Source organism: Prauserella flavalba (assembly GCF_003202235.1).
Classification (GTDB): domain Bacteria; phylum Actinomycetota; class Actinomycetes; order Mycobacteriales; family Pseudonocardiaceae; genus Prauserella_A; species Prauserella_A flavalba.
The window spans coordinates 624886-646306 of the sequence record NZ_MASU01000013.1; the positions used below are offsets into that span (position 1 = coordinate 624886).

26 protein-coding genes are annotated in these 21421 nt (G+C 71.9%); 15 read left to right on the forward strand and 11 right to left on the reverse strand.

Annotated elements, in window-relative coordinates; translation table 11 throughout:
- Positions 1 to 31 precede the first annotated feature (31 nt).
- The 4 genes from bioD (at position 32) to BA062_RS30265 (ending at position 2671) form a co-directional block, all read left to right on the forward strand.
- Complete coding sequence (gene bioD, locus BA062_RS30250) at positions 32 to 754, forward strand: dethiobiotin synthase (RefSeq protein WP_110342474.1); 723 nt, start codon at positions 32 to 34, stop codon at positions 752 to 754.
- A 76-nt stretch (positions 755 to 830) separates the two neighbouring features.
- On the forward strand, positions 831 to 1847 hold the full coding sequence (gene bioB / locus BA062_RS30255; protein WP_110342475.1) for a biotin synthase BioB: 1017 nt from the start codon (positions 831 to 833) through the stop codon (positions 1845 to 1847).
- Complete coding sequence (gene bsaP, locus BA062_RS30260; RefSeq protein ID WP_110342476.1) at positions 1844 to 2041, forward strand: biotin synthase auxiliary protein BsaP; 198 nt, start codon at positions 1844 to 1846, stop codon at positions 2039 to 2041. Before bioB ends, bsaP begins: the two co-directional genes overlap by 4 nt.
- A gap of 51 nt (positions 2042 to 2092) precedes the next feature.
- Positions 2093 to 2671: a DUF2567 domain-containing protein gene (locus tag BA062_RS30265; protein WP_391358698.1), complete on the forward strand. Its 579-nt coding sequence runs from the start codon at positions 2093 to 2095 to the stop codon at positions 2669 to 2671.
- An 87-nt stretch (positions 2672 to 2758) separates the two neighbouring features.
- Here the strand turns inward: BA062_RS30265 and BA062_RS30270 are convergent, their stop codons facing one another.
- On the reverse strand, positions 2759 to 3478 hold the full coding sequence (locus BA062_RS30270; RefSeq protein WP_110342477.1) for an LON peptidase substrate-binding domain-containing protein: 720 nt from the start codon (positions 3476 to 3478) through the stop codon (positions 2759 to 2761).
- Positions 3479 to 3482: 4 nt separating this feature from the next.
- The gene (locus tag BA062_RS30275; protein ID WP_110342478.1) at positions 3483 to 4166 is read right to left on the reverse strand and encodes an NUDIX hydrolase; all 684 of its coding nucleotides are present in this window, start codon (positions 4164 to 4166) and stop codon (positions 3483 to 3485) included.
- 112 nt (positions 4167 to 4278) lie between these two features.
- Between BA062_RS30275 and nadA the strand changes: the two genes are divergently transcribed.
- The 4 genes from nadA (at position 4279) to BA062_RS30295 (ending at position 8526) form a co-directional block, all read left to right on the forward strand.
- On the forward strand, positions 4279 to 5286 hold the full coding sequence (gene nadA / locus BA062_RS30280; RefSeq protein WP_110342479.1) for a quinolinate synthase NadA: 1008 nt from the start codon (positions 4279 to 4281) through the stop codon (positions 5284 to 5286).
- A complete protein-coding gene (locus tag BA062_RS30285) occupies positions 5283 to 6932 on the forward strand; it encodes an L-aspartate oxidase (protein WP_110342480.1) in 1650 nt (549 codons plus the stop codon). Before nadA ends, BA062_RS30285 begins: the two co-directional genes overlap by 4 nt.
- Positions 6929 to 7780: a carboxylating nicotinate-nucleotide diphosphorylase gene (nadC, locus tag BA062_RS30290; RefSeq protein WP_110342481.1), complete on the forward strand. Its 852-nt coding sequence runs from the start codon at positions 6929 to 6931 to the stop codon at positions 7778 to 7780. Before BA062_RS30285 ends, nadC begins: the two co-directional genes overlap by 4 nt.
- A 104-nt stretch (positions 7781 to 7884) precedes the next feature.
- Positions 7885 to 8526 carry a LuxR C-terminal-related transcriptional regulator gene (locus tag BA062_RS30295; RefSeq protein WP_110342482.1) on the forward strand — a complete coding sequence of 214 codons (642 nt, stop codon included), beginning with the start codon at positions 7885 to 7887 and terminating at the stop codon, positions 8524 to 8526.
- On the opposite strand, the gene BA062_RS41450 is transcribed toward BA062_RS30295, so the two are convergent.
- Both BA062_RS41450 and BA062_RS30305 read right to left on the reverse strand, forming a co-directional pair.
- Positions 8498 to 8665: a hypothetical protein gene (locus BA062_RS41450; protein WP_425452972.1), complete on the reverse strand. Its 168-nt coding sequence runs from the start codon at positions 8663 to 8665 to the stop codon at positions 8498 to 8500. The two genes, BA062_RS30295 and BA062_RS41450, sit on opposite strands and share 29 nt — an antisense overlap.
- Positions 8666 to 8799: 134 nt before the next feature.
- Positions 8800 to 9594 (reverse strand): carbon-nitrogen hydrolase family protein, encoded by a 795-nt coding sequence (locus BA062_RS30305; RefSeq protein WP_110342484.1) that lies wholly within the window; start codon positions 9592 to 9594, stop codon positions 8800 to 8802.
- A gap of 93 nt (positions 9595 to 9687) precedes the next feature.
- On the opposite strand from BA062_RS30305, the gene hisD reads away from it, so the two are divergent.
- Genes hisD through BA062_RS40005 form a run of 4 tightly spaced genes read left to right on the forward strand, consistent with a single transcriptional unit; the run spans position 9688 to position 12868 of the window.
- Positions 9688 to 11013 carry a histidinol dehydrogenase gene (gene hisD / locus BA062_RS30310; protein ID WP_110342485.1) on the forward strand — a complete coding sequence of 442 codons (1326 nt, stop codon included), beginning with the start codon at positions 9688 to 9690 and terminating at the stop codon, positions 11011 to 11013.
- Positions 11010 to 12113 (forward strand): histidinol-phosphate transaminase, encoded by a 1104-nt coding sequence (locus tag BA062_RS30315; protein ID WP_110342486.1) that lies wholly within the window; start codon positions 11010 to 11012, stop codon positions 12111 to 12113. Before hisD ends, BA062_RS30315 begins: the two co-directional genes overlap by 4 nt.
- On the forward strand, positions 12110 to 12709 hold the full coding sequence (gene hisB / locus BA062_RS30320) for an imidazoleglycerol-phosphate dehydratase HisB (protein WP_110342487.1): 600 nt from the start codon (positions 12110 to 12112) through the stop codon (positions 12707 to 12709). Before BA062_RS30315 ends, hisB begins: the two co-directional genes overlap by 4 nt.
- Positions 12710 to 12868: a hypothetical protein gene (locus BA062_RS40005; protein ID WP_168214131.1), complete on the forward strand. Its 159-nt coding sequence runs from the start codon at positions 12710 to 12712 to the stop codon at positions 12866 to 12868. It abuts the gene before it with no gap.
- A gap of 58 nt (positions 12869 to 12926) precedes the next feature.
- Here BA062_RS40005 and BA062_RS30325 read toward each other — a convergent pair whose 3' ends face one another.
- The 7 genes from BA062_RS30325 to BA062_RS30355 all read right to left on the reverse strand — a co-directional run bounded on the left by BA062_RS30325 (position 12927) and on the right by BA062_RS30355 (position 18538).
- Positions 12927 to 13469, reverse strand: a complete 543-nt coding sequence (locus BA062_RS30325) for an RNA 2'-phosphotransferase (protein ID WP_110342488.1) — start codon at positions 13467 to 13469, stop codon at positions 12927 to 12929.
- A 41-nt stretch (positions 13470 to 13510) separates the two neighbouring features.
- Positions 13511 to 13975 carry a redox-sensitive transcriptional activator SoxR gene (gene soxR, locus BA062_RS30330; protein WP_110342489.1) on the reverse strand — a complete coding sequence of 155 codons (465 nt, stop codon included), beginning with the start codon at positions 13973 to 13975 and terminating at the stop codon, positions 13511 to 13513.
- A gap of 53 nt (positions 13976 to 14028) precedes the next feature.
- Positions 14029 to 14217 (reverse strand): hypothetical protein, encoded by a 189-nt coding sequence (locus tag BA062_RS30335; protein WP_110342490.1) that lies wholly within the window; start codon positions 14215 to 14217, stop codon positions 14029 to 14031.
- Positions 14218 to 14314: 97 nt separating this feature from the next.
- Positions 14315 to 15124 (reverse strand): sugar phosphate isomerase/epimerase family protein, encoded by an 810-nt coding sequence (locus BA062_RS30340; protein WP_168214132.1) that lies wholly within the window; start codon positions 15122 to 15124, stop codon positions 14315 to 14317.
- A complete protein-coding gene (locus BA062_RS30345; protein WP_110342492.1) occupies positions 15124 to 16281 on the reverse strand; it encodes a dihydrodipicolinate synthase family protein in 1158 nt (385 codons plus the stop codon). Before BA062_RS30345 ends, BA062_RS30340 begins: the two co-directional genes overlap by 1 nt.
- An 87-nt stretch (positions 16282 to 16368) precedes the next feature.
- Complete coding sequence (locus BA062_RS30350; protein ID WP_110342493.1) at positions 16369 to 17505, reverse strand: mandelate racemase/muconate lactonizing enzyme family protein; 1137 nt, start codon at positions 17503 to 17505, stop codon at positions 16369 to 16371.
- A 4-nt stretch (positions 17506 to 17509) separates the two neighbouring features.
- A complete protein-coding gene (locus BA062_RS30355; protein ID WP_110342494.1) occupies positions 17510 to 18538 on the reverse strand; it encodes a LacI family DNA-binding transcriptional regulator in 1029 nt (342 codons plus the stop codon).
- Positions 18539 to 18683: 145 nt separating this feature from the next.
- On the opposite strand from BA062_RS30355, the gene BA062_RS30360 reads away from it, so the two are divergent.
- From BA062_RS30360 to BA062_RS30370, 3 genes are read left to right on the forward strand one after another with little or no spacing between them, the layout of a single operon-like run.
- A complete protein-coding gene (locus tag BA062_RS30360) occupies positions 18684 to 19571 on the forward strand; it encodes an ABC transporter permease (protein ID WP_110342658.1) in 888 nt (295 codons plus the stop codon).
- Between the two features lie 26 nt (positions 19572 to 19597).
- Complete coding sequence (locus BA062_RS30365; protein ID WP_110342495.1) at positions 19598 to 20626, forward strand: ABC transporter substrate-binding protein; 1029 nt, start codon at positions 19598 to 19600, stop codon at positions 20624 to 20626.
- A gap of 10 nt (positions 20627 to 20636) precedes the next feature.
- The gene (locus tag BA062_RS30370) at positions 20637 to 21413 is read left to right on the forward strand and encodes an ABC transporter ATP-binding protein (RefSeq protein ID WP_110342496.1); all 777 of its coding nucleotides are present in this window, start codon (positions 20637 to 20639) and stop codon (positions 21411 to 21413) included.
- Positions 21414 to 21421 lie beyond the last annotated feature (8 nt).

A 21421-nucleotide genomic window follows, 5' to 3' on the forward strand; every position in this document is an offset into this window, starting at 1 on the left:
TCCGTACCAGTCGGTATTAGTGTCGTGTGCCGTGACCGTGCTGGTGATCTCTGGAACGGGGACCGGCGTCGGCAAGACCGTGGTGACCGCGGCGATCGCCGCGCTCGCCAGGGACCGCGGCGACGGCGTGGCCGTACTGAAGCCCGCGCAGACCGGCGTGGCCCCGGACCAACCGGGTGACCTCGCCGATGTGCGGCGCCTGGCGGGCGACGTCGAGACGAGGGAACTGCGCCGTTATCCGGACGCGCTCTCTCCGGAAGCCGCGGCGAGGCGTAGCGGCCTGCAGCCGGTCACCCCGGCGCAGGCCGCTCGTGCCGCGGGTGAGCTGCACGAGCGGCACGACCTGGTCCTCGTCGAGGGGGCCGGCGGGCTACTCGTGCGGTTCGACCCGGCGGGCGGAACTCTCGCCGACGTCGCGTGGTCGGTGGGTGCCGCCGTGGTGATCGTGGCCGAGGCCGGGCTCGGCACGCTCAACGCCACGGCGCTGACGGCCGAGGTCGCCACCCGCAGGGGCCTCGACGTGGCCGGCGTGATCATCGGTTCCTGGCCCTCGGTTCCGGATCTGGCGGCCCGCAGCAACGTCGCCGACCTGCCCGTCGCGGCGGGTGCGCCACTGCTCGGCGTCCTGCCGGAGGGGCTCGGCTCCGCCACCAGGGAGGAGTTCATCGAGGAGGCGAGGCGCGGGCTGTCGCCGTGGTTCGGCGGCGAGTTCGACCCGGACTGCTTCGCCGGGAGCGTCTCCGCCCCGACGTGACGCAGGTCGCTCTGCCGCCTGCGCCGGGCTGAGGCACACTCTGCTCGCACGTGACCTCGCCCGCGAAGGAGCCGCCGTGACGGCCGCGACCACCACTCCGCGCATTCTCGAGCTCGCCCGCGAGCAGGTGCTCGAACGGGGCACCGGCCTTGCCGAGCCGCAGCTGCTCGAGGTGCTGCGCCTGCCCGACGAACACCTGTCCGGCCTGCTCTCGCTGGCACACGAGGTGCGGATGCGCTGGTGCGGTCCTGAGGTGGAGGTCGAGGGGATCGTCAGCCTCAAGACCGGCGGCTGCCCCGAGGACTGCCACTTCTGCTCCCAGTCGGGCCGGTTCCCGACGCCCGTGCGCTCGGCCTGGCTCGACATTCCGGGCCTCGTCAAGGCCGCCGAGGAGACGGCGGCCACCGGCGCCACCGAGTTCTGCATCGTCGCCGCCGTCCGCGGCCCGGACGCGCGGCTGCTCGCGCAGGTGCGCGAGGGAATCAGGGCGATCAGGGAGTCCGGCAACGACATCCAGATCGCGTGCTCGCTTGGCATGCTGACGCAGGAGCAGGTGGACGAGCTCGTCGACATGGGCGTGCACCGGTACAACCACAACCTCGAGACCGCGCGCTCGCATTTCCCCGAGGTGGTCACCACGCACACGTGGGAGGAACGCTGGGAGACACTGCGGATGGTCCGCGACGCGGGCATGGAGGTGTGCAGCGGCGGGATCCTCGGCATGGGGGAGAGCGACGAGCAGCGCGCGGAGTTCGCGGCGCAGCTCGCCGAGCTGCAACCCGACGAGGTGCCGATGAACTTCCTCATCCCGCAGCCCGGCACGCCGTACGAGGACTACCCGGTGATCGAGGGCAGGGACGCCCTGCGCCTCGTGGCCGCGTTCCGGCTCGCGATGCCGCGCACGATGCTGCGCTTCGCCGGTGGCCGGGAGCTGACGCTGGGCGATCTCGGTGCCGAGCAGGGCATGCTCGGTGGGATCAACGCGATCATCGTCGGCAACTACCTGACCAACCTCGGCAGGCCCGCGCAGCAGGACCTCGACATGCTCACCGAGCTGAAGATGCCGATCAAGGCGCTGAGCGAGACCCTGTGACCGAGTTCTGCGTGCACTGCGGGCAACCCGCGAGCAGGGACCACCCGGCCTGCCGCACACCACGCACGGCGCTCGAACCGCCGCGCTACTGCGGGCGCTGTGCCCGCCGGATGATCGTGCAGGTGACGCCGTCGGGCTGGTCGGCGCGATGCAGCAGGCACGGCGAGACCACGTCGGCGACGGCGACCGGTTAGGGTGAGTCACCCCCAGTAAGGATCCGTCGTGGCGCGCGAAGGAGGCCGCGAGTGCCCGAGCAGCAGGCCCAGGCCACCTGGTTCGCGCAGGCGTTCGCCGGTGTGCGGCAGGAGCCGCCGAAGGTGATCGTCAAGGCGGACCTGCTGCCCGCCGTCAGCGTGCTGTCGATGGTGGGACTGCTGGGCATCCCACTCGGCTGGATCTGGTCGCTGCTGGCGCCGCCGCAGCGCATGCGCGTGGTGAGCGCCGACACCGACCCGGTGCCGCTGCAGCTGGAGAGCTGGCACCGGTTCGACGACCTGGCGATCTTCGTGCTCATGGGCCTGTTCACCGGGCTGATCGTGGGCGTGGCGGTGTGGTTCCTGCGGGAGCGCAGGGGCCCGGTGGTGCTGCTCGCCGCGGTCGCCGGGTCGCTGCTCGCCGCGTGGCTCGGCGCGCGCATGGGCGTCGCCTTCGCCGAGGGCCGCTACGCGCTGCCGAACCCGCCCGCGGTCGGCGACATCATCGAGAAGGCGCCCGTGCTCGAAAGCGGGTGGACCCTGCTCGCGCAGCCGCTGACCACGGCGATCGCCTACGGCCTGCTGGCGACGTGGAACAGCCGCGACGACCTGGGCCGCCGCCTCGCATAGACCCCAGCCGCAGTGAAGGCCACCTTCACTGCGCTCAACGCAGTGAAGGTGGCCTTCACTGCGGACGAGCGGGGCGCGGGTGGGGCGCTAGTTCAGGCTTGGTTTCGAGGCGTTGTCGACTTCGGTGAACGGGGCGGGTACCGCGCGCAGCTCCGACAGGAACCCCGCCTCCCTCGTGAGCAGTTTGCACACCGTGCGCAGCCTGCGCAGCGGGTTGCGCTCCTCCAGCAGCGCCTGCCGGTCGGCCAGTGGCAGCAGGCAGTCGGACGCGAGCAGGTAGGCCAGTTCCTCCGCGCTCGTGTCCGGTGGGGGCGCCACCCAGCCGTCGCGTTCCCACGCCGACGCGCAGTAGCGGCGGTGGGCCGCCCTCGCCAGGTCGCCGAGCCGCGCGGCCACCTCGTCGCTGCCGGAGGGGAGCGGGTGGTCGTCGACCCATTCGACGGTGCCGACGAGGTAGGGCGCCGAGCGTGTGTCCATGTCCACCAGCCGGAACCGGCGCGCGCCGGTGGTGACGATGTCGAACCGTCCGTCGGGCAGGCGTTTGGCCTGCCGCAGCCTGGCCGCGCAGCCCACCACGTGCACGTGCTCGAGCTCCTCGACCTCCCGCACCAGCGCGGTCCTGATCGCGACGATGCCGAAAAGGCGGTCGGGAACGGTTTCGGTGACGAGGTCGATGGTCAGCTGCCGGTAGCGCGGCTCGAAGATGTGCAACGGCAGGTGTGCCCCCGGGAGCAACACGGTCTGCAACGGGAACAGGGGCAGCGTCGTAGTCGTCGTCGGTCTGCCTTCCGGTCTCGAGTCGGCCACGCGTTCACGTTACGGCGTCGGAGCGGGCCGCGCGCGTCCGAGAACGCTTGTCCGGCTTGGGAGACGGCGGTTTGAAGACCGCGAACGGGTCGGTGACCTGCATGTCGCCGTGCGCGAACGAGTACAGCGCCGCGGGCCTTCCGCCCGCCTTGCCCGACGGTGCCGTGCAACCGGTCGGAACCAGCAGCCCGCGCCGGGACAGCACGCGCTGGAGGTTGGTCGCCGACACGCGGTAGCCGAGCGCGGCCGAGTACAGCCCGCTCAGCGCGGAGATCGTGAACTCCCTGGGGGCCAGTGCGAACCCGAGGTTGGTGTAGCTCAGCTTGGCCCGCAGCCGGTCGCGGGCCCGCAGCACGATCGCCTCGTGGTCGAAGGCGGTGCGCGGCAGTGAGTCCACCGGGTGCCACGCGGTGTCCTCCGGCACCTCGGGGTCGACGTCCCACGGCACGAGGCCGAGGAACGCCGTGGCGACCACGCGCGGTCCCGGCACGCGGTACGGGTCGCTGAACACGGCCAGCTGCTCGACGTGGGTCAGCTGCTGGATGTCGACCTTCTCGGCGAGCTGGCGGCGGATGGAGGTCTCGACATCCTCGTCGGGGCGGAGCCTGCCGCCGGGCAGCGACCAGCGCCCGACGTGCGGATCGAGCGCGCGCCGCCAGAGCAGCACCTGCAGTGTGTCGTAACGCACTTGCAATACGGCCGCAAGAACCTCGTGTGCCAGTGGGCTGTTGCTGTTAATATGAGACCGCACGGTTTTCGATTATAAGGCGAAAACTACGGCAGGCAACCGGAGGATCGACATGACGGTTCAGGCGGAGGCGTTCGTTCCCTACGGGGGTGTGGAGGCCGATGCGGCCTGGGTCGACGAGGTGCGCAGGCTCGCGAGGGAGCGCGATGCGGTGCTCCTCGCGCACAACTACCAGCTCCCGGAGATCCAGGAGATCGCGGACCACACGGGGGACTCCCTCGCGCTGAGCCGGATCGCGGCGGCCAGCGACGCCTCGACCATCGTCTTCTGCGGCGTGCACTTCATGGCGGAGACCGCGAAGATCCTGGCCCCGGAGAAGACGGTGCTGATCCCGGACGCGAGGGCGGGCTGCTCGCTCGCCGACTCGATCACCGGCGAGCAGCTGCGCGCGTGGAAGGCGGAGCACCCCGGCGCCGTCGTGGTCTCGTACGTGAACACCACCGCCGAGGTCAAGGCCGAGACGGACATCTGCTGCACGTCGTCCAACGCGGTGGACGTGGTCGCCTCGATTCCCGAGGACCGCGAGGTGCTGTTCTGTCCTGACCAGTTCCTCGGCGCGCACGTCAAGCGCGTGACGGGGCGCGAGAACCTGCACATCTGGGCCGGTGAGTGCCACGTGCACGCCGGCATCAACGGTCCCGAGCTGGCCGAGCGCGCCGCGGCGTCGCCGGAGGCCGACCTGTTCATCCACCCCGAGTGCGGCTGCGCCACCTCGGCGCTCTACCTCGCGGGCGAGGGTGCCGTGGCGCCGGAGCGGGTGAAGATCCTCTCCACCGGTGACATGCTGCACGCCGCGCGCGAGACCAGTGCGTCGTCGGTGCTCGTCGCCACCGAGGTCGGCATGCTGCACCAGCTGCGCAAGGCCGCTCCCGAGATCGACTTCCGTGCGGTGAACGACCGAGCGTCGTGCCGCTTCATGAAGATGATCACCCCCGCCGCGCTCCTGCGTTCGCTGCGCGAGGGCGCCGACGAGGTGCACGTCGACCCGGAGACCGCCGCCAGGGCGAGCGCCTCGGTCCAGCGGATGATCGAGATCGGCAAGCCGGGCGGCGGGGAATGAGCGACCCGGTTATCGACGCGGAAGCGAAAACCGGACAGAACCCCCAATGGGAGGCGGCCGCCGACCTGGTGGTGCTCGGCAGCGGCGTGGCCGGCCTGACCGCGGCGCTGCGCGCCAGGGAGCTCGGGCTGCGCGTGCTGGTGGTCACCAAGGGGGCCGTCGCCGACGGGAACACCCGCTGGGCGCAGGGCGGCGTCGCGGTGGTCCTCGACGGCGAGCGGGACGAGGGCGACACGGTGGCCGCGCACGCGGCCGACACGGTCACCGCGGGCGCGGGGCTGTGCGACGACGACGCCGTCGGCACGATCATCGGAGCGGGCCCCGCCGCGGTCGCCCGGTTGCGGGGCAGGGGCGCCGAGTTCGACGCCGGTGCCTCCGGGCTGGCCCGCACCAGAGAGGGCGGCCACAGCGCGTTCCGCGTGATCCACGCCGGGGGCGACGCGACCGGCGCCGAGGTGGAGCGCGCGCTCGTCGCCGCGGCCGGTGAGCACGGGATCCCCGTGCTGGAGCGGCACCTCGCGGTCGACGCGCTGCGCACCCCCGCCGGTGCGGTGGCCGGGGTGACGGTGCTCGACCCGGCAGGCGTGCCCGGCGTGCTGCGCGCGCCCGCGGTGCTGCTGGCCACGGGCGGCTTCGGCCAGCTCTACCAGGCCACGTCCAACCCGGAGATCGCGACCGGCGACGGCCTCGCGCTCGCGCTGCGGGCCGGTGCGCTCGTCGCCGACATCGAGTTCGTGCAGTTCCACCCCACCGTGCTCTACACGCCCGGCGCGCGGGGCCGCTGCCCGCTGGTCACCGAGGCGGTGCGCGGCGAGGGGGCGGTGCTGCTCGACGGCGCGGGCGAGCGCGTGATGACGGGCGTGCACCCGCTGGGCGACCTCGCACCCCGCGACGTCGTCTCGGCGGCGATCACGCGCCGGATGGCGCAGGCGCCCGGCGGGATCGACGACCACGTCTTCCTCGACGCCACGGGCATCTCCGGCTTCGCGCGGCGGTTCCCGACCGTCCACGCGGCGTGCCTCGCCGCGGGCACCGACCCGCTGCGTGAACCGATCCCGGTGACCCCCGCCGCGCACTTCGCGTGCGGCGGCGTGGTCACCGGAACCGACGGCCGCACCGGCGTCACCGGGCTGTACGCGGCGGGCGAGGTGGCCCGCACCGGACTGCACGGCGCCAACCGGCTCGCGTCCAACAGCCTGCTCGAAGGGCTCGTCGTGGGGGAGCGGGCGGCCGAGGCCGTGGCCGCCGACCTCGCGGCGGGCGTGCTCGCCAGGCCGCGCCACGGGCTCCTTCCCGAGGCCACGTGCGTGCCGGTGGCCGAGCGCGACGCGCTGCAGCGCGTGATGAGCCGCTACGCGGGGATCGGGCGCGACGCCGACGGTCTCGCCGCGGCGGGCTCCGTGCTCGACCTGTCGACCGTGGACTGTCCGCTGTGGACCCACGAGGCGGTGGAGGGCGCGGCGCTCACGATGCTCGCGCAGGCGTTGCTGGCAGCCGCGGCGCGGCGCACCGAGTCGCGTGGCTGCCACGTGCGGACCGACACCCCCGAGCGTGACGACGTGACGTGGCGGCGTAGCCAGCTGATCAGGCTCAGCGCGTCCGGCCAGCCCGTGCTGGCGGACCCGGTACTGGAGGGAGCGGCGTGACGCGGCCCGACCTTGACGACCTGCGGCGCGTAGTCGCCACCGCGCTGGAGGAGGACCTGCGCTACGGCCCCGACGCGACCACGGCGGCGACCGTGCCCGACACGGCCGTCGCCACCGCGGAGCTGACCCCGCGCGTGCCCGGTGTGCTCGCCGGGGTTCCCGCCGCGCTCGCGGTGTTCGATGCCGTGCTCGGCGACGGCTACGACGTGCTCGCCACGCGCGAGGACGGCAGCCGCCTCGTCGCGGGGGAGCCCGCGCTCGTGGTGCGGGGGCCCGTGCGCGGACTGCTCACCGCCGAGCGCACGGCGCTCAACCTGCTCTGTCACCTCTCCGGCATCGCGACGGCCACCGCGGCGTGGGTGTCGGCGGTGGAGGGCACGGGCTGCGCCATCCGCGACTCCCGCAAGACGTTGCCGGGCCTGCGGCTGCTGGAGAAGTACGCCGTGCGCTGCGGCGGTGGCGTGAACCACCGTCTGGGCCTCGGCGACGCCGTGCTGATCAAGGACAACCACGTGGTGGCAGCGGGGTCCGTCGCCCGCGCACTGCGGCTGGCCCGCGAGCACGCGGCGGGGCTGGCGTGCGAGGTGGAGGTGGACGACCTCACCCAGCTCGCCGAGGCCCTCGACGCGGGCGCCGACGAGGTGCTGCTCGACAACTTCACGCCCGAGGACTGCGCGCGGGCGGCGCGCCTGCGGGACGAGACGTCGCCGAAGACGCGGCTCGAGTCCTCCGGCGGGCTGCGGCTGGAGAACGCACGGGCGTATGCCGAGTCCGGTGTGGACTACCTCGCGGTCGGTGCCCTCACCCATTCGGCGCAGGCGCTCGATCTCGGGATGGACTTGAAGTAGAGCGCGCGGCCGTCGTTAACGAGTGCGGCGGTCCGCGCGACTTCCTGTTGGCAGCGCACGGGGTCCGATACCCTGCTCGGCGCGCGAGGGTGGGGGTGAGGCACATGGCGGAACCCGTCGTGGTCGGCGTGATCGAGGATCACCCGCTGTACCGGGAGGCGCTGGCGCGGGTGCTGTACGAGGCCGACGACGTGGAGCTGGGCGCCGTGGCCGAGTCGGTCGGGCACTTCGCGGCACACGAGCAGCCACCGGGCACCGTGGTGGTGCTGGACCTCAAGCTGCGCGGTCTCGCCGACGCCGCCGCGGTGCGGCAGGTGGTGGCGATGGGCTACCACGTGCTCGTGATCTCCGCCCACGCCGGCCAGACCGAGGTGCTCGGCGCCATCTCGGCCGGTGCGCGCGGCTACCTCACCAAGGAGGCCGAGGGCGAGGAGATCCTCGACGCCGTGCGCCAGATCGGTGCGGGCGGCTCGTACGTCTCCCCGGCCCTCGCCTCCTTCGTGCTCGACGCCCAGCGGCAGGCCGGTGCCCGCTCGGAGCTGTCCGAGCGGGAGCGGCAGGTGCTCGCGCTCGTCGCCGCGGGCGAGCGCGACCAGGACATCGCCGACGCGATGGACATCAGCGTCCGCACCGTGCGGTCCTACCTCGACCGGATCCGCGACAAGACCGGTCGGCGGCGCAGGCCCGAGCTCACCCGGCTGGCGATCGAGGAGGGCCTCACCTCACCGGGCGAGCCCCGGCACTAGACCCGGCCGCGACGGCGAGTCCGTCCAGGTAGTGACGGAGTGCCAGCTCGAACGCCTCGTCCAGCCCGCTGAGGCCGAACGTGCCGGGCTCGGGGTCGCCGAGCCCGGCGAGGCGGGGAAGGTCGCCGCTACGGAGCAACTCCGCTGTTTCGGCCTCGATCGTCGCCCACCACTGCTCATCGCGCAGGCCGCCGGCGACGAGACCCGACCGCAGTGAAGGTGGCCTTCACTGCAGAGGGGGCTCACTGCGGAAGGTGCTCACTGCGGAAGGGGCTAGCTGAGCCGGCGGTTCGCCAGCACGCCGGTCGCCGTGCGCGACTTGGCGGCGACCGAGGGGTCGATGTCGGTGACGAGCAGCTCCGGCGCGGCACCGAGCTGGGCGTGCACCCGGCCGAACGGGTCGGCGACCGTCGAGAACCCGATGCCGGTCGGCGCCTTCGGGTTCACCTCCACGCCCGCCGCCTTCGGGTCCGCCTGCCCGCAGCCCAGCACCCAGTTGCCCGAGTCGAGCGCACGCGCCCTGACGAGGACCTCCCACTGGTCGCGCTTGCCCTCGCCCGCGCCCCACGACGTCGGCAGCAGCACCGCGCTCGCCCCGGCCTTCGCGAGCGCCTGGAACAGCTCGGGGAACCGCACGTCGTAGCACGTCGCGACACCCAGCGTGACACCGTCGACGTCCACCGTGACGACCTCGGAGCCGCCCGCGACCGTGTCGGACTCGCGGAAGCCGAACGCGTCGTAGAGGTGGATCTTGTCGTAGCCGCGGTGCTCGCCGAGGCCGGTGATGAGCAGCGTGTTGCGCACCCGCTCGCCGTCCGGGGTGAACATCCCCGCGACCACCAGCACGTCGTGCTCGCGCGCGATCTCGCCGACCGCGCTCGCCCACGGCCCGTCCACTGGCTCGGCCAGCGGGGCGAGCTTGACCCCGAACCGTGCCATCGCCGCCTCGGGGAACACCACCACGCGGGCACCCTCGCCCGCTGCCTTGGCCGTCCAGTCGCGGATGAGCGTCAGGTTCTCCGCGGGGTCGGCGCTCGACGTGAGCTGGCACAGGGCGATCCGGAGCACGGCAACCTCCTCGCACGTCTCGTCGTTTCGGCAGTATGCCAGCCATCAGGGCCGTGAGCTGGGTGGTCACGCTCACCTCGTACCCTTGAGGGCATGTTGAACCGCACCGACCTGCGAGGTCGCGTCCCCGCACCCGGACAGCTGCGCGCGGTGCTCCCGCGCGCCGAGGTGGACGTGGACGCGGCGGTGCATCAGGTGCGTCCGGTGGTCGAGGCGGTCCGCGACCGTGGCGTCGAAGCCGCGCAGGAGTACACCGAGCGGTTCGACAAGGTACTCCCCACCTCGGTCCGGGTCCCCGCGGCCGAGCTGCGACGTGCGCTCGGCGAGCTGGACCCGGCGGTGCGCGAGGCCGTGGAGGAGTCCATCGCCAGGGCCCGCGTCGTGCACGCCGACCAGCGGCGGGAGGACGTCACCACCCGGGTCGCCGAGGGCGGCACGGTCACCGAGCGCTGGGTGCCGGTCGGCCGCGTCGGGCTGTACGCGCCCGGCGGGCTCGCCGTGTACCCGTCGAGCGTCGTGATGAACGTGGTGCCCGCGCAGGCGGCGGGCGTCGGCTCGCTCGTGCTGTGCTCCCCGCCGCAGGCGGAGTTCGGCGGGCTGCCGCACCCGACGATCCTCGCCGCGGCAGCGCTGCTGGACGTCGACGAGGTGTGGGCGGTCGGCGGTGCGCAGGCCGTCGCGCTGCTGGCCTACGGCGGCACCGACACCGACGGCACCGCGCTCGACCCCGTCGACATGGTCACCGGGCCTGGCAACATCTACCTCACCGCCGCCAAGCGCATGCTGCGCGGCATCATCGGCATCGACTCCGAGGCGGGCCCCACCGAGATCGCGATCCTCGCCGACGAGACCGCCGACCCGGTGCACGTGGCCGCCGACCTCATCAGCCAGGCCGAGCACGACACCCTCGCGGCGAGCGTGCTCGTGACGACCTCGCCGGAGCTGGCCGACGCGGTCGACGCCGAGCTCGCCCGGCGCGTCGCGGGCACCAAGCACAGCGAACGGGTGGGGGAGGCGTTGCGAGGCAAGCAGTCCGGCACCGTGCTGGTCTCCACTGTGGACGACGGGCTCGCCGTGGTTGACGCCTACGCCGCCGAGCACCTCGAGATCCAGACCGCGGACGCCGCGGGCGTCGCCGCGCGGGTGCGCAACGCGGGCGCGATCTTCGTCGGCCCCTACGCGCCGGTGTCGCTCGGGGACTACTGCGCGGGCTCCAACCACGTGCTGCCGACCGGCGGTTTCGCCCGCCACTCCTCGGGCCTGTCCGTGCAGAGCTTCCTGAAGGGCATCCACGTGATCGACTACAGCGCGGACGCGCTGCGCGAGGTGGCGGGCAAGGTCGTGGCGCTCGCCAACGCCGAGGACCTGCCCGCGCACGGCGAGGCCGTGACGGCGCGGTTCCCGGAGGGCGCCGCGTGAGCCGCCCTTCCGACGACGTGACGCTGGAGCAGCTGCCGCTGCGCGAGGACCTGCGCGGCCGCAGCCCGTACGGCGCGCCGCAGCTGGACGTCCCGGTTCGGCTCAACACCAACGAGAACCCGTACCCGCCGCCGCCCGAGCTGGTCGCCGACGTCACCGAGGCGGTCCGCGCGGTGGCGGCGGAGCTGCACCGTTACCCCGACCGCGACGCGGTGCGCCTGCGGGAGGACCTCTCGGCGTACCTGTCGGTGTCGACGCGGGTTCCGCTCACGGAACGGAACCTGTGGGCCGCCAACGGGTCCAACGAGATCCTCCAGCAGATCCTGCAGGCGTTCGGCGGGCCGGGCCGGAGCGCGCTGGGCTTCGAGCCGTCGTACTCGATGCACCCGATCATCGCCGCGGGCACGCGCACCGACTGGGTGCCCGCGCCGCGCAGGGCCGACTTCACCCTTGACACGGTGCGGGCCGCGGAGATCGTGGCCGAGCGCGCGCCCGACGTGGTGTTCCTGACGAGCCCGAACAACCCGACCGGTGGCTCGATCCCGATCGAGGACCTCGAGGCGGTGCTGCGGGCCGCGCCGGGGATCGTGGTGGTGGACGAGGCGTACGCCGAGTTCTCCTCGCAGCCGAGCGCGGTGAACCTGCTTGACGCCTACCCCGCGAAGCTCATCGTCTCGCGCACGATGAGCAAGGCGTTCGCCTTCGCGGGCGGCCGCCTGGGCTACCTCGCCGCCGCGCCCGCCGTGGTGGACGCGCTGCAGCTCGTGCGCCTGCCCTACCACCTGTCGGTGCTCACGCAGGCCGCAGCGCGGGCCGCGCTGGCCCACGCCGACCAGACGCTCGCGTCGGTGGCGAAGCTGGCCGCCGAGCGCGACCGCGTCGCGGAAGCGTTGCGGGGGCAGGGTTTCGCGCCGGTGCCGAGCGACGCCAACTTCATCCTCTTCGGTCGCTTCACCGACGCGCCGGCGAGCTGGAAGTCCTATGTAGACAACGGAGTGCTGATTCGCGACGTGGGCATCGAAGGCCACCTGCGGGTCACCATCGGCACCCCCGAGGAGAACGACGCCTTTCTGCGGGCGAGCAAGGAGGTCCCGAGGTGAGCCGGGTAGGCAAGATCGAGCGCACCACGAAGGAGTCGTCGATCCGCGTCGAGCTCGACCTCGACGGTACCGGGCAGGTCGAGGTGGCGACCGGGGTCCCGTTCTACGACCACATGCTGCACTCCTTCGGCGTGCACGGCTCGCTGGACCTGCGGGTACAGGCCGAGGGCGACGTGCACATCGACGCTCACCACACCGTCGAGGACACCGCGATCGTGCTCGGGCAGGCGCTGCGCGAGGCACTGGGCGACAAGAAGGGCATCCGGCGCTTCGGCGACTGCTGGATCCCGATGGACGAGACGCTCGCGCACGCCGCGATCGACGTCTCCGGCCGCCCGTACTGCGTGCACGTCGGCGAGCCGGAGCAGTTCAACACGTTCACGATCGGCGGCAACTACCCGTTCGTGCTCACGCGGCACGTTTTCGACTCGCTGTCCTTCCACGCACAGATCGCGCTGCACGTGCGCGTCGAGTACGGCCGCGACCCGCACCACATCGCCGAGGCGCAGTACAAGGCCGTGGCGAGGGCGCTGCGGGCCGCGACGGAACCCGACCCGAGGGCGGGCGGGATCCCCTCCACGAAGGGTGTGCTGTAGATGTCGGGCTCGTGGGTGGCTCTGCTGTTGCTGGCCGTCGCCGGTTTCCTGGCGGGCGGCGTGTGGAGCACGTGGAAGAACGGCTCCCGTGGCCTCGCCGCGGCCCTCGGCGCCGCCGCCCTGCTGGCGATCGGCGGCGCCGTGGCCTGGCTGGCCTAGTACTGCCCGACCGCAGTGAAGGCCACCTTGCCTGCGTTCAACGCAGTGAAGGTGGCCTTCACTGCAGCCGGGTGAGATAGCCGGGCGGGACGTGGCGGGTGAGCCACACGCCGTTGGCGCTCACGCGGAACTCGTGGCCCTCCGCCGCCATCGCCGCGGCGTCGACCCGCAGGAGTACCGGTTCGCCGCGGCGGGCGCCGACCGTCATCGCGGTGGAGCGGGTCGCCGACAGGTGTACGTCGTGGCGGCGCATCGGCCGCAGCCCCTCCCTCAGGATCGCGGGCAGGAAGCGGGAGCCGTGGAAGAGGGCCGCCGGAGGGATGGACACGGGCAGGTCGAGCTCGACCGCGACGCTGTGTCCCTGGCTGGCGCGGATCCGGGTGCCGGAGTCGTCGAACGCGAACCGGCGTTTATCGTTGCGCTCCACCACCTCGGCGAGCTCGGCGCGGGTGAGCGGAAGTCCGTGCCTGCCGAGCGCGGCGAGCAGCGCGTCAACGCCGACCCAGCCGCCTTCTTCCAGCTCGATGCCGATGCGTTCGGGCGCATGGCGCAGATGCAGCGCGAGTCGCTTGGACACGCGCACAAGATCACTGTTCGTCATGTCGGGCACCATTGGCCCACGCCGGTCAGCGCGCCCGCAACTCAAATACCGCCTTCCGCGGCCGGTTTGAGCAGGGGAGCGCCGGGGCCGAACCGGGCGAGCCGGTCGTCGACGTTGTGCAGACCGCACGTGCGCAGTGACAGGCAGCCGCAGCCGACGCAGCCGGTGAGCTGGTCGCGCAGGCGCTGCAGCGCGTCGATGCGCGCGTCGAGCTCGTCCTTCCAGTTGCGGGACAGCCGCGCCCAGTCGGCCTTGGTCGGCGCGTGGTCCTTCGGCAGCGAGGCGAGTGCCTGCCCGATCTCTTCCAGGCTCAGGCCCACCCGCTGCGCCGCGCGGATGAACGCGATGCGACGCAGCACGGCGCGCGGGTACCGGCGCTGGTTGCCGGCGGAGCGCTCCGAGAAGATCAGCCCCCGGTCCTCGTAGAAGCGCAGCGCCGTGTGGGGCACGCCGCTGCGCTCCGAGACCTGTCCGATGCTGAGGTGGTCGGCAAGCTTCGTCGTCACAGCCGCCACAGTACCCGAGTTACACCTAGGTCGAGGTTGCCTTGCGGTGCAGGTCAGGAGCTTGCCGAGGTCCGGCCGGGCTCGTGCCGGTCGGGCGGGCGCGAAGTGTGATCGGTGTCATCCCGCAGCCTGCGACGTATCTGCCTCGGCAGCACGACATCGCTGATCACCGGGAAGGGCTCGCTGTCGATGTCCTCGCGCCAAGCCCGCAACAGGCGGTCGAGTGTGTCTTCCTGGGCCATCGTGGCCTCCCGAGGCAGAACGTAACCATGTTACTACCCGAAAGGCTGCAGCCCTAAACCTCCGAACTCACAAAAACTCAACCGGCCGGTGAAAACCTCAGTCCACGTGCTCGGCGTACGACGCGATCACCTGGCGAAGTACCTGGTCACCGGGCTGCCGCCACAGCTCGGCGTTGAACACCTCCACCTCGATCGGCCCGAGGTAGCCCGCCGCCTCCACACACGCGCGGAGCCTGCGGTGGTCGATCGGGCCGTCGCCCGGCAGTGCCCTGCCGAGGAACGTGTCGGTGAGCGGCACCAGCTGGTCGCACACGTGGAAGCCGAGGATGCGGCCCGCCGCCTTCGCGATGGACTCCTCGACGCGGGGGTCCCACCAGACGTGGAACTCGTCCACGACCACGCCGACGGCCTCGGCGGGGTGCTCCTCGGCGAGCGCCAGCGCCTGGTCCAGGGTGGAGAGCACCGACCGCTCGGCGCACTGCATCGGGTGCAGCGGCTCCAATCCGAGGCGCACGCCGCGCTCCATCGCGTACGGAGCGAGCTCGCCCAGCCCGTCGGCCACCCGCTGCCGGGAGCCCGCGAGGTCGTTGTCCGCGATCCCGCCGACCACGAGCACGAGCACGTCGGTGCCCAGCGCGGCGGCCTCGTCGATCGCCTCGCGCGTGTCTGCGACGCCGTCCACTCTGGACCCCTCCGGGGTGACGCCGGTGAGAAACCCACCGCGGCACAGTGAGGAAACCCGCACGCCGTGCTTCTTGAGCAGCCTTGCCGCCTCCTCGACGCCGATCTCGGCGACCTTGTCGCGCCACGGCGCGATCCAGCCGACGCCGTTCTCGGCGCAGCCCGCGATCGCCTCGGGCAGCGACCAGCGCTTCGTCGTGATCTGGTTCAGGCTCAGCCGCTCCATCACTCCACCCCCGCCACGCTCAGCAGCGCGCGCATCCGCGCGACCGCCCGTTCCGGATCGGTCAGCACCCCGGCCTGGTCGGCCAGCCGCAGCACGTCGGCCAGGTGCACGATCGAGCGCGCCGACTCCAGGCCACCGACCATGCGGAAATGGGGCTGGTGGCCGTTCAGCCAGGCCAGGAGCACCACGCCGACCTTGTAGTGCTGGGTCGGCGCGCGGAAGATCTCCCGCGAGAGGGCCACGGTCGGGCCGATCAGCTCGTGAAAACCCGCCCGGTCGTCCGCATCGAGCCGGGTGAGTGCCGCGCCCGCGACCGGGGCGATCGGGTCGAAGATGCCGAGCAGCGCCTCGCTGTGACCCTGCTCGTCGCCCGCGATGAGGTCCGGGTAGTTGAAGTCGTCGCCGGTGTAGCAGGCGACGCCCTCGGGCAGCGCGCGGCGGAACTCGGTCTCCACGTCGGCGTCCAGCACGGAGACCTTGACGCCCGCGATCACGCCGGCGTGCTCGGCGCACAGCGAGGCCAGTTCCGCCGCGGCGGCCCGGACGTCGGAGTGCCCCCAGTAGCCCGCCAGCGCGGGGTCGAACATCTCGCCGAGCCAGTGCAGCAGCACCGTGCCCTCGGCTCCGGACAGCAGCTTGCCGTACGCGGAGCGGTAGTCGGCGGGACCCGACGCGACGGCGGCGAGCGCGCGGCTGGCCATGATCACCGGCATCGCGCCCTCGCCGCTCACGAGGTCGAGCTGCTCGCGCCACGCGGCCACGATCTTGTCCACAGTGGAGGGTCCGGGTGGGAGCTGGTCGGTGCCGACGCCCGCGCACCAACGGCCTCCCGACTCGCGGGCCGCGGCCCCGGTGCGGCGGATCAGCTCCTGCGTCGCGGCCCAGTCGAGCCCCATGCCGCGCTGCGCGGTGTCCATCGCCTCGGCGACCCCGAGCCCGCACGACCACAGGTGGTGGCGGAACGCGAGCGTGCTGTCCCAGTCGAGCACCACCGAGCGGGCGGGATCGCCGGGGGCGAGCGGGTCGGCCACGACGTGGGCTGCGGCGTATGCGATGCGCGAGCGTGGCTGTTCGGCCTGAGCCTCCGGAACCGTGCGGCCGGACGGCGACCAGCTTTCGAGCGTGCCGTCCCTGGTGGGTAGCAGCAACCCCGTCATGACAACTCCGTCTCTGCTGAAAGCGCTTGCAAGAAAGCGTTTTCAGACACCATAGGACACCGCCCCTGATCCGGACAAGGACGAGGGCTACGCCAGCGGATCGACGGCGAGCTCGCGCACCACGGACTCGTCCACCTCGACGCCGAGCCCGGGGCCCGTCGGAACCTCGGCGACGCCGCCCTTCACCTCGACGCCCGAGGCGTAGACGGAGTCGACGAACTGCCTGCCGTTCAGGTCGACCGGCGTGTCGATGCCGAACGCGGCGAACAGGTGCAGCGACGCCGCGAGCCCGAGGTCGGAGTCGGTGAGCCCCGAGCCCATGAGCCGCACACCACAGTCCTCGGCCAGCTGGCACAGCCGCAGCGACAACGTGAGGCCGCCGCTGCGCTGCACCTTGGCGATCGCGACGTCCACGGCGTCGAGCTTCACGAACGTCGCGAGGTCGGCCGGGTGCCGCAGGCTCTCGTCGAGCGCGACGGGCACGGGGGAGTCGGCGCGCAGCCTGCGCAGGCCCGCGATGTCGTTGGCGGGCAATGGTTGTTCGAACGCGGTGACGCCGAGCGCGTCCAGCTCGCGCGAGAGCCGCAGCGCGGCGTCGACGGTGAAGCCCTGGTTGGCGTCGACCCACAGCGGGGCCTTCGGCGCGGCCTCCCGCACGGCCCGCACCACGGCCAGGTCCTCCCGCTCGCCGTGCAGGCCGATCTTGACCTTGAACGCGTCGTACCCGAGCTCCCTGCCCTCGGCGACGCAGTCGGCGACCTCGTTCGCCGTCTGCCCCGACACCATCCAGCCCAGCGTGATGCGGTCGCGCCGCCGCCTGCCCCACAGTGTGCTCACCGGGACGCCGAGCGCGCGGCCGAGCAGGTCGTGCAGCGCCATGTCGACCGCGGCCTTCGCCAGCGGCGAGCCGATCGTGAACCCGCGGTTGATGGCGCGGTCGAACGCGGTCGTCACGCCGTCGAGGTCCCAGCAGGGCCTGCCCAGCACCGCGGGGGCGAGGTAGCGGTCGATCGTGGTGACGATCGACTCCGTCGTCTCGTACGTCCACGCGGGAATCGGCGTGGCCTCGCCCCAGCCGGGCACGCCGCCCGCACTCACCTTCACCAGCACGCGGATGCTCGGGGAGCCCGCGACGGCGACGGAGCCTCCGGAGACTCCGAACGACCGCAGCGTCGGCAGGGGCACGGCGAACGTCTCGATCCGGTCGATCGTCAGGTCTCGCATCTGCTCACACCTTTCTGGTACTGGCTCTGACCACGACCTCGCCGGGCAGGCGCAGCACGCGGCTGCGGGTGCCCCGGTTGCCCCGGAACGCCAGCTCCATCGCTCGCTCGCCGAGTTCCTCCAGTGGCAGCGAGACCGTGGTGAGCGGTGGGGAGAGGTCGCGCACGACGGGGATGTCGTCGAATCCGGCGAGCGACACGTCGTCGGGAACGGAGCGGCCGGACTCGCGCAGCGCCGTGAGCGCGCCGATCGCCATCACGTCGGTCACGGCGAACACGCACGTCGCGTCGAGCCCCCTTTCGAGCAGCTCCGACATCGCGGCGTGGCCGCCGTCGCGGGTGAAGGCGCCCTCCACCACGGCGGACTCGGGCAGCTCGACGCCGGCCTCGGCCAGCGTCTCGCGGAACCCGGCGAGGCGGTCGACCACGGTGGTGAGCGCGCGCGGGCCGGTGAGCACCGCGAACCGCCGGTGACCGAGGTCGAGCAGGGTCTTCGCGAGCGCGGCCGCGCCCTCCCTGTTCTCCGGCTGGACGCTGTCGACGCGCAGGCTGCGGTGACGGCTCACCACGGCGACCTGGCCGCCGCCGCGCCGGTAGGGGTCGATCTCGGCGGCGAGCGCACGCTCCCACGCCTTGTCCTCGAACCCCGAGCCGACGAGCAGGATCGCCGAGGCGCGCTGGGCGCGCAGCATGGAGATGTAGGCGATCTCCTTCTGCGGGTCGCGGAAGGTGCTGGCGAGCATCACGAGCAACCCGTTGTCGCCGGCCACCCGCATGACGCCCCGCGCGATGGCCGCGAAGTAGGGGTCGCTGACGTCGTGGCAGATGACGCCCACGGTGCGGTGCGACGCCCCGGCCAGGGCCTGCGCATGCGCGTTGGGCGTGTAGGCGAGCTTCTCGGCGGCGGCGAGCACCCGCTCGCGCAGGTCCGTGCGGACCTTGGTGGTGCCGTTCAGCGCTCTGGACGCGGTGGCCAGCGACACCTCCGCGGCGCGGGCGACGTCCTCGAGCGTGACGTGTGGGTGAGCGTCCATGCGCAACTCCCGGTTAAAGAAAGCTTGACCGAGTTTCCCGGTCTGCATACTCTACCTGAAAGCGCATTCAGAAAGCGCATTCAGAGACTCGGGTCCCGGTCTCGATCAGGTGCTTTCCGACACGTTCGCCGGCGAACGGAGGGTCATGGTCACGCACAGTCAGTCGGCACGCACCGAGCCCGCAGGGCCACCAGGTTCATCGTCCTCGTCAGGAGTCTCCGAGCGGGCGCGACCAGGGATCGCGCAACGTCTCGTGGGCTTCACCGAGCGTGCCTGGCGGCCGATCGCCCTGCTCGTGGTGCTGTTCCTCGCGTGGTGGGCGGTGACGGCGGCGGAGCTGATCGAGCCCTACCTGGTGCCCTCGCCGGGCGACACGTTCGACGCGATCGCCAGCCGCCCCGACTACTTCTGGGAACACACCTGGGCCACGACCTACGAGACGCTGCTCGGCTTCGTCATCGCCGCGGCCGTCGGTGTCTTCGCGGCCGTGGTGATGGTGCAGTCGGCGACCGTCGAGAAGACGCTGTACCCGCTGCTGCTCTTCGCGCAGGTCATCCCGAAGATCGCCATCGCGCCGCTGTTCGTCGTGTGGCTCGGCTTCGGGATCGGTCCCAAGATCGTGGTCGCGGTGCTCATGGCGTTCTTCCCGGTGGTGATCTCGATGGTCACCGGGCTCAAGTCCGTCGACCCCGAGATGCTGCAGCTCTCGGCCACGATGGGCGCCAAGCCGGGGCAGACGTTCTGGAAGATCCGGTTCCCGGCGTCGCTGCCGCACCTGTTCTCCGGGCTGAAGGTCGCCGCGACCATGGCCGTCACCGGCGCCGTGGTCGGCGAGTTCGTCGGCGCCGACGCCGGGCTGGGCTTCGTCATCCTGCAGGCCAACGGAAACCTCGACACCCCGGTGCTCTTCGCGGGGCTGCTGATCATGTCGCTGCTCGGTGTCCTGCTGTTCGTGCTCGTGGAGTGGCTCGAGCACCTCGTGCTCCCGTGGCACGCGAGCAGGCGCACCGAAGGCGTCACCACAACGCTGTGAGATCCCTTGCGAGACAAAGGAAACCCATGAAACTACCCGCACTCGTGAAGAGCGCCGTCAGTGTCGCGGCCGTGCTGCTGCTCACCGCGGGCTGTGGCGGCTCCGAGCCGGAGACCACCACCAACGCCCAGGGCGAGACGCTCGACAAGGTCACGCTGACCCTCAACTGGTACCCCTACGGCGAGCACGCGCCGTTCTACTACGGCAAGGCCCAGGGGATCTACGAGGAGCACGGGATCGATCTGGAGATCAGGGCGGGCCAGGGCTCGCAGAAGACCGTGCAGGCCGCCGCGGCCGGGCAGACCGACTTCGGCTGGGCCGACACGCCGGCCCTGCTCGCGGGCGTGTCGCAGGGCCTCGACGTCAAGAGCATCGGCGTGTTCCTGCAGACCACGCCGTCGTCGGTGCAGTTCTTCAGCGAGCAGAACATCTCCTCGCCCGCCGACCTCAAGGGCAAGACCATCGCGAGCACCGCGGGTGACGCGCTGACCAAGACCTTCCCCGCGTTCCTCCAGGCCAACGGGCTCGCCGAGGGCGACGTGCGGATCCAGAACACCGACGCGGCGGGCAAGATGGCGGCCGTCATGTCGGGCCAGACCGACGCGCTGCTCGGCTACGCCACCGACCAGGGTCCGACGATGCAGGAGAAGGCGGGCAAGGAGGTCTCCTACCTCCGCTTCGCCGAGAACGGGCTCAACTTCTACTCCAACGGCCTCATCGCCTCACAGGAGGTCATCGACGACCGGGGCGACCTCGCCCAGCGGATGGTCGCCGCGACGAGCGAGGCGTGGACCGCGGTGCAGCAGGACCAGCAGGCCGCCGTCGACGCCATGCAGGGCTCCTCGGAGCAGCTGCCGTCGAAGCAGGTGCTCGCCGAGCAGCTCGCCTCGACGCTGGAGCTGCTGCACACCGACGCCACGGAGGGCCAGGCGCCCGGTGTGAACAACGAGGAGGACTGGAAGAAGACCATCCGGATCTTCGCCGACGCCGGCGTGATCTCCAGTGCCGAAGAGCCCAGCGCCTACTGGGTCAGTGAGCTCGCACCGAAGGAATGAGTTGAGGCAGATGACTGGCTACGCGGTCGAGATCGAGGACGTCGCGGTGCGGTTTCGCACCAAGAAGCGGGACGTCACCGCCCTGCGCGACGTGACGATGCGGGTGGACCCCGGTGAGTTCGTCGCGATCGTGGGGCCGTCCGGCTGCGGCAAGTCCACGCTGCTGAAGCTGTCGTCGGGCCTGCTGGCGCCCTCCTCCGGCAGCGTCAAGCTGCTGGGGGAGAGCGTCAGCGGCCCGCGCAAGGACGTCGGGTACGTCTTCCAGAAGGCGGCGCTGCTGGAATGGCGCACGGCACGCAAGAACATCCTCCTGCAGGCCGAGATGCGCGGCATGCCCGCGAAGGAGGCCAGGGCGAGGGCCGACGAGCTCATCGAGATGACGGGGCTCACCGGTTTCGAGGACGCCTACCCGCACGAGCTGTCCGGGGGCATGCAGCAGCGCGTCGCCCTGTGCCGCGCGCTGCTGCACCGCCCGCCCGTGCTGCTCATGGACGAGCCCTTCGGCGCGCTCGACGCGCTCACCCGCGAGCAGATGAACGTCGAGCTGCGCCGGATCTGGCAGGAGACCAAGACCACCGTGCTGCTGGTGACCCACTCGATCGCCGAGGCGGTGTACCTGGCCGACCGCGTCGTGATGATCACGGCGCGGCCGGGCACCGTCGCCGGGGTGATCGAGGTGAACCTGCCGGTGGAGCGTGACTACGGCAAGACCATGTCGGAGCCGGAGTTCGCCAAGGCGACTCGGCACATCCGCGACCACCTCGGCGCCGCCGCGGTGGCTGAGTGAGAAAGGTG

Bases quoted from the DNA above. Each gene is read 5' to 3' on its own strand.
- nadA (WP_110342479.1), top strand. From the start codon at position 4,279: ATGACGGTTCAGGCGGAGGCGTTCGTTCCCTACGGGGGTGTGGAGGCC.
- BA062_RS30285 (WP_110342480.1), top strand. From the start codon at position 5,283: ATGAGCGACCCGGTTATCGACGCGGAAGCGAAAACCGGACAGAACCCC.
- BA062_RS30295 (WP_110342482.1), top strand. From the start codon at position 7,885: ATGGCGGAACCCGTCGTGGTCGGCGTGATCGAGGATCACCCGCTGTAC.
- hisD (WP_110342485.1), top strand. From the start codon at position 9,688: ATGTTGAACCGCACCGACCTGCGAGGTCGCGTCCCCGCACCCGGACAG.
- BA062_RS40005 (WP_168214131.1), top strand. From the start codon at position 12,710: ATGTCGGGCTCGTGGGTGGCTCTGCTGTTGCTGGCCGTCGCCGGTTTC.
- BA062_RS30325 (WP_110342488.1), bottom strand. From the start codon at position 13,469: ATGACGAACAGTGATCTTGTGCGCGTGTCCAAGCGACTCGCGCTGCAT.
- BA062_RS30335 (WP_110342490.1), bottom strand. From the start codon at position 14,217: ATGGCCCAGGAAGACACACTCGACCGCCTGTTGCGGGCTTGGCGCGAG.
- BA062_RS30340 (WP_168214132.1), bottom strand. From the start codon at position 15,124: ATGGAGCGGCTGAGCCTGAACCAGATCACGACGAAGCGCTGGTCGCTG.
- BA062_RS30345 (WP_110342492.1), bottom strand. From the start codon at position 16,281: ATGACGGGGTTGCTGCTACCCACCAGGGACGGCACGCTCGAAAGCTGG.
- BA062_RS30350 (WP_110342493.1), bottom strand. From the start codon at position 17,505: ATGCGAGACCTGACGATCGACCGGATCGAGACGTTCGCCGTGCCCCTG.
- BA062_RS30355 (WP_110342494.1), bottom strand. From the start codon at position 18,538: ATGGACGCTCACCCACACGTCACGCTCGAGGACGTCGCCCGCGCCGCG.
- BA062_RS30360 (WP_110342658.1), top strand. From the start codon at position 18,684: ATGGTCACGCACAGTCAGTCGGCACGCACCGAGCCCGCAGGGCCACCA.
- BA062_RS30365 (WP_110342495.1), top strand. From the start codon at position 19,598: ATGAAACTACCCGCACTCGTGAAGAGCGCCGTCAGTGTCGCGGCCGTG.
- BA062_RS30370 (WP_110342496.1), top strand. From the start codon at position 20,637: ATGACTGGCTACGCGGTCGAGATCGAGGACGTCGCGGTGCGGTTTCGC.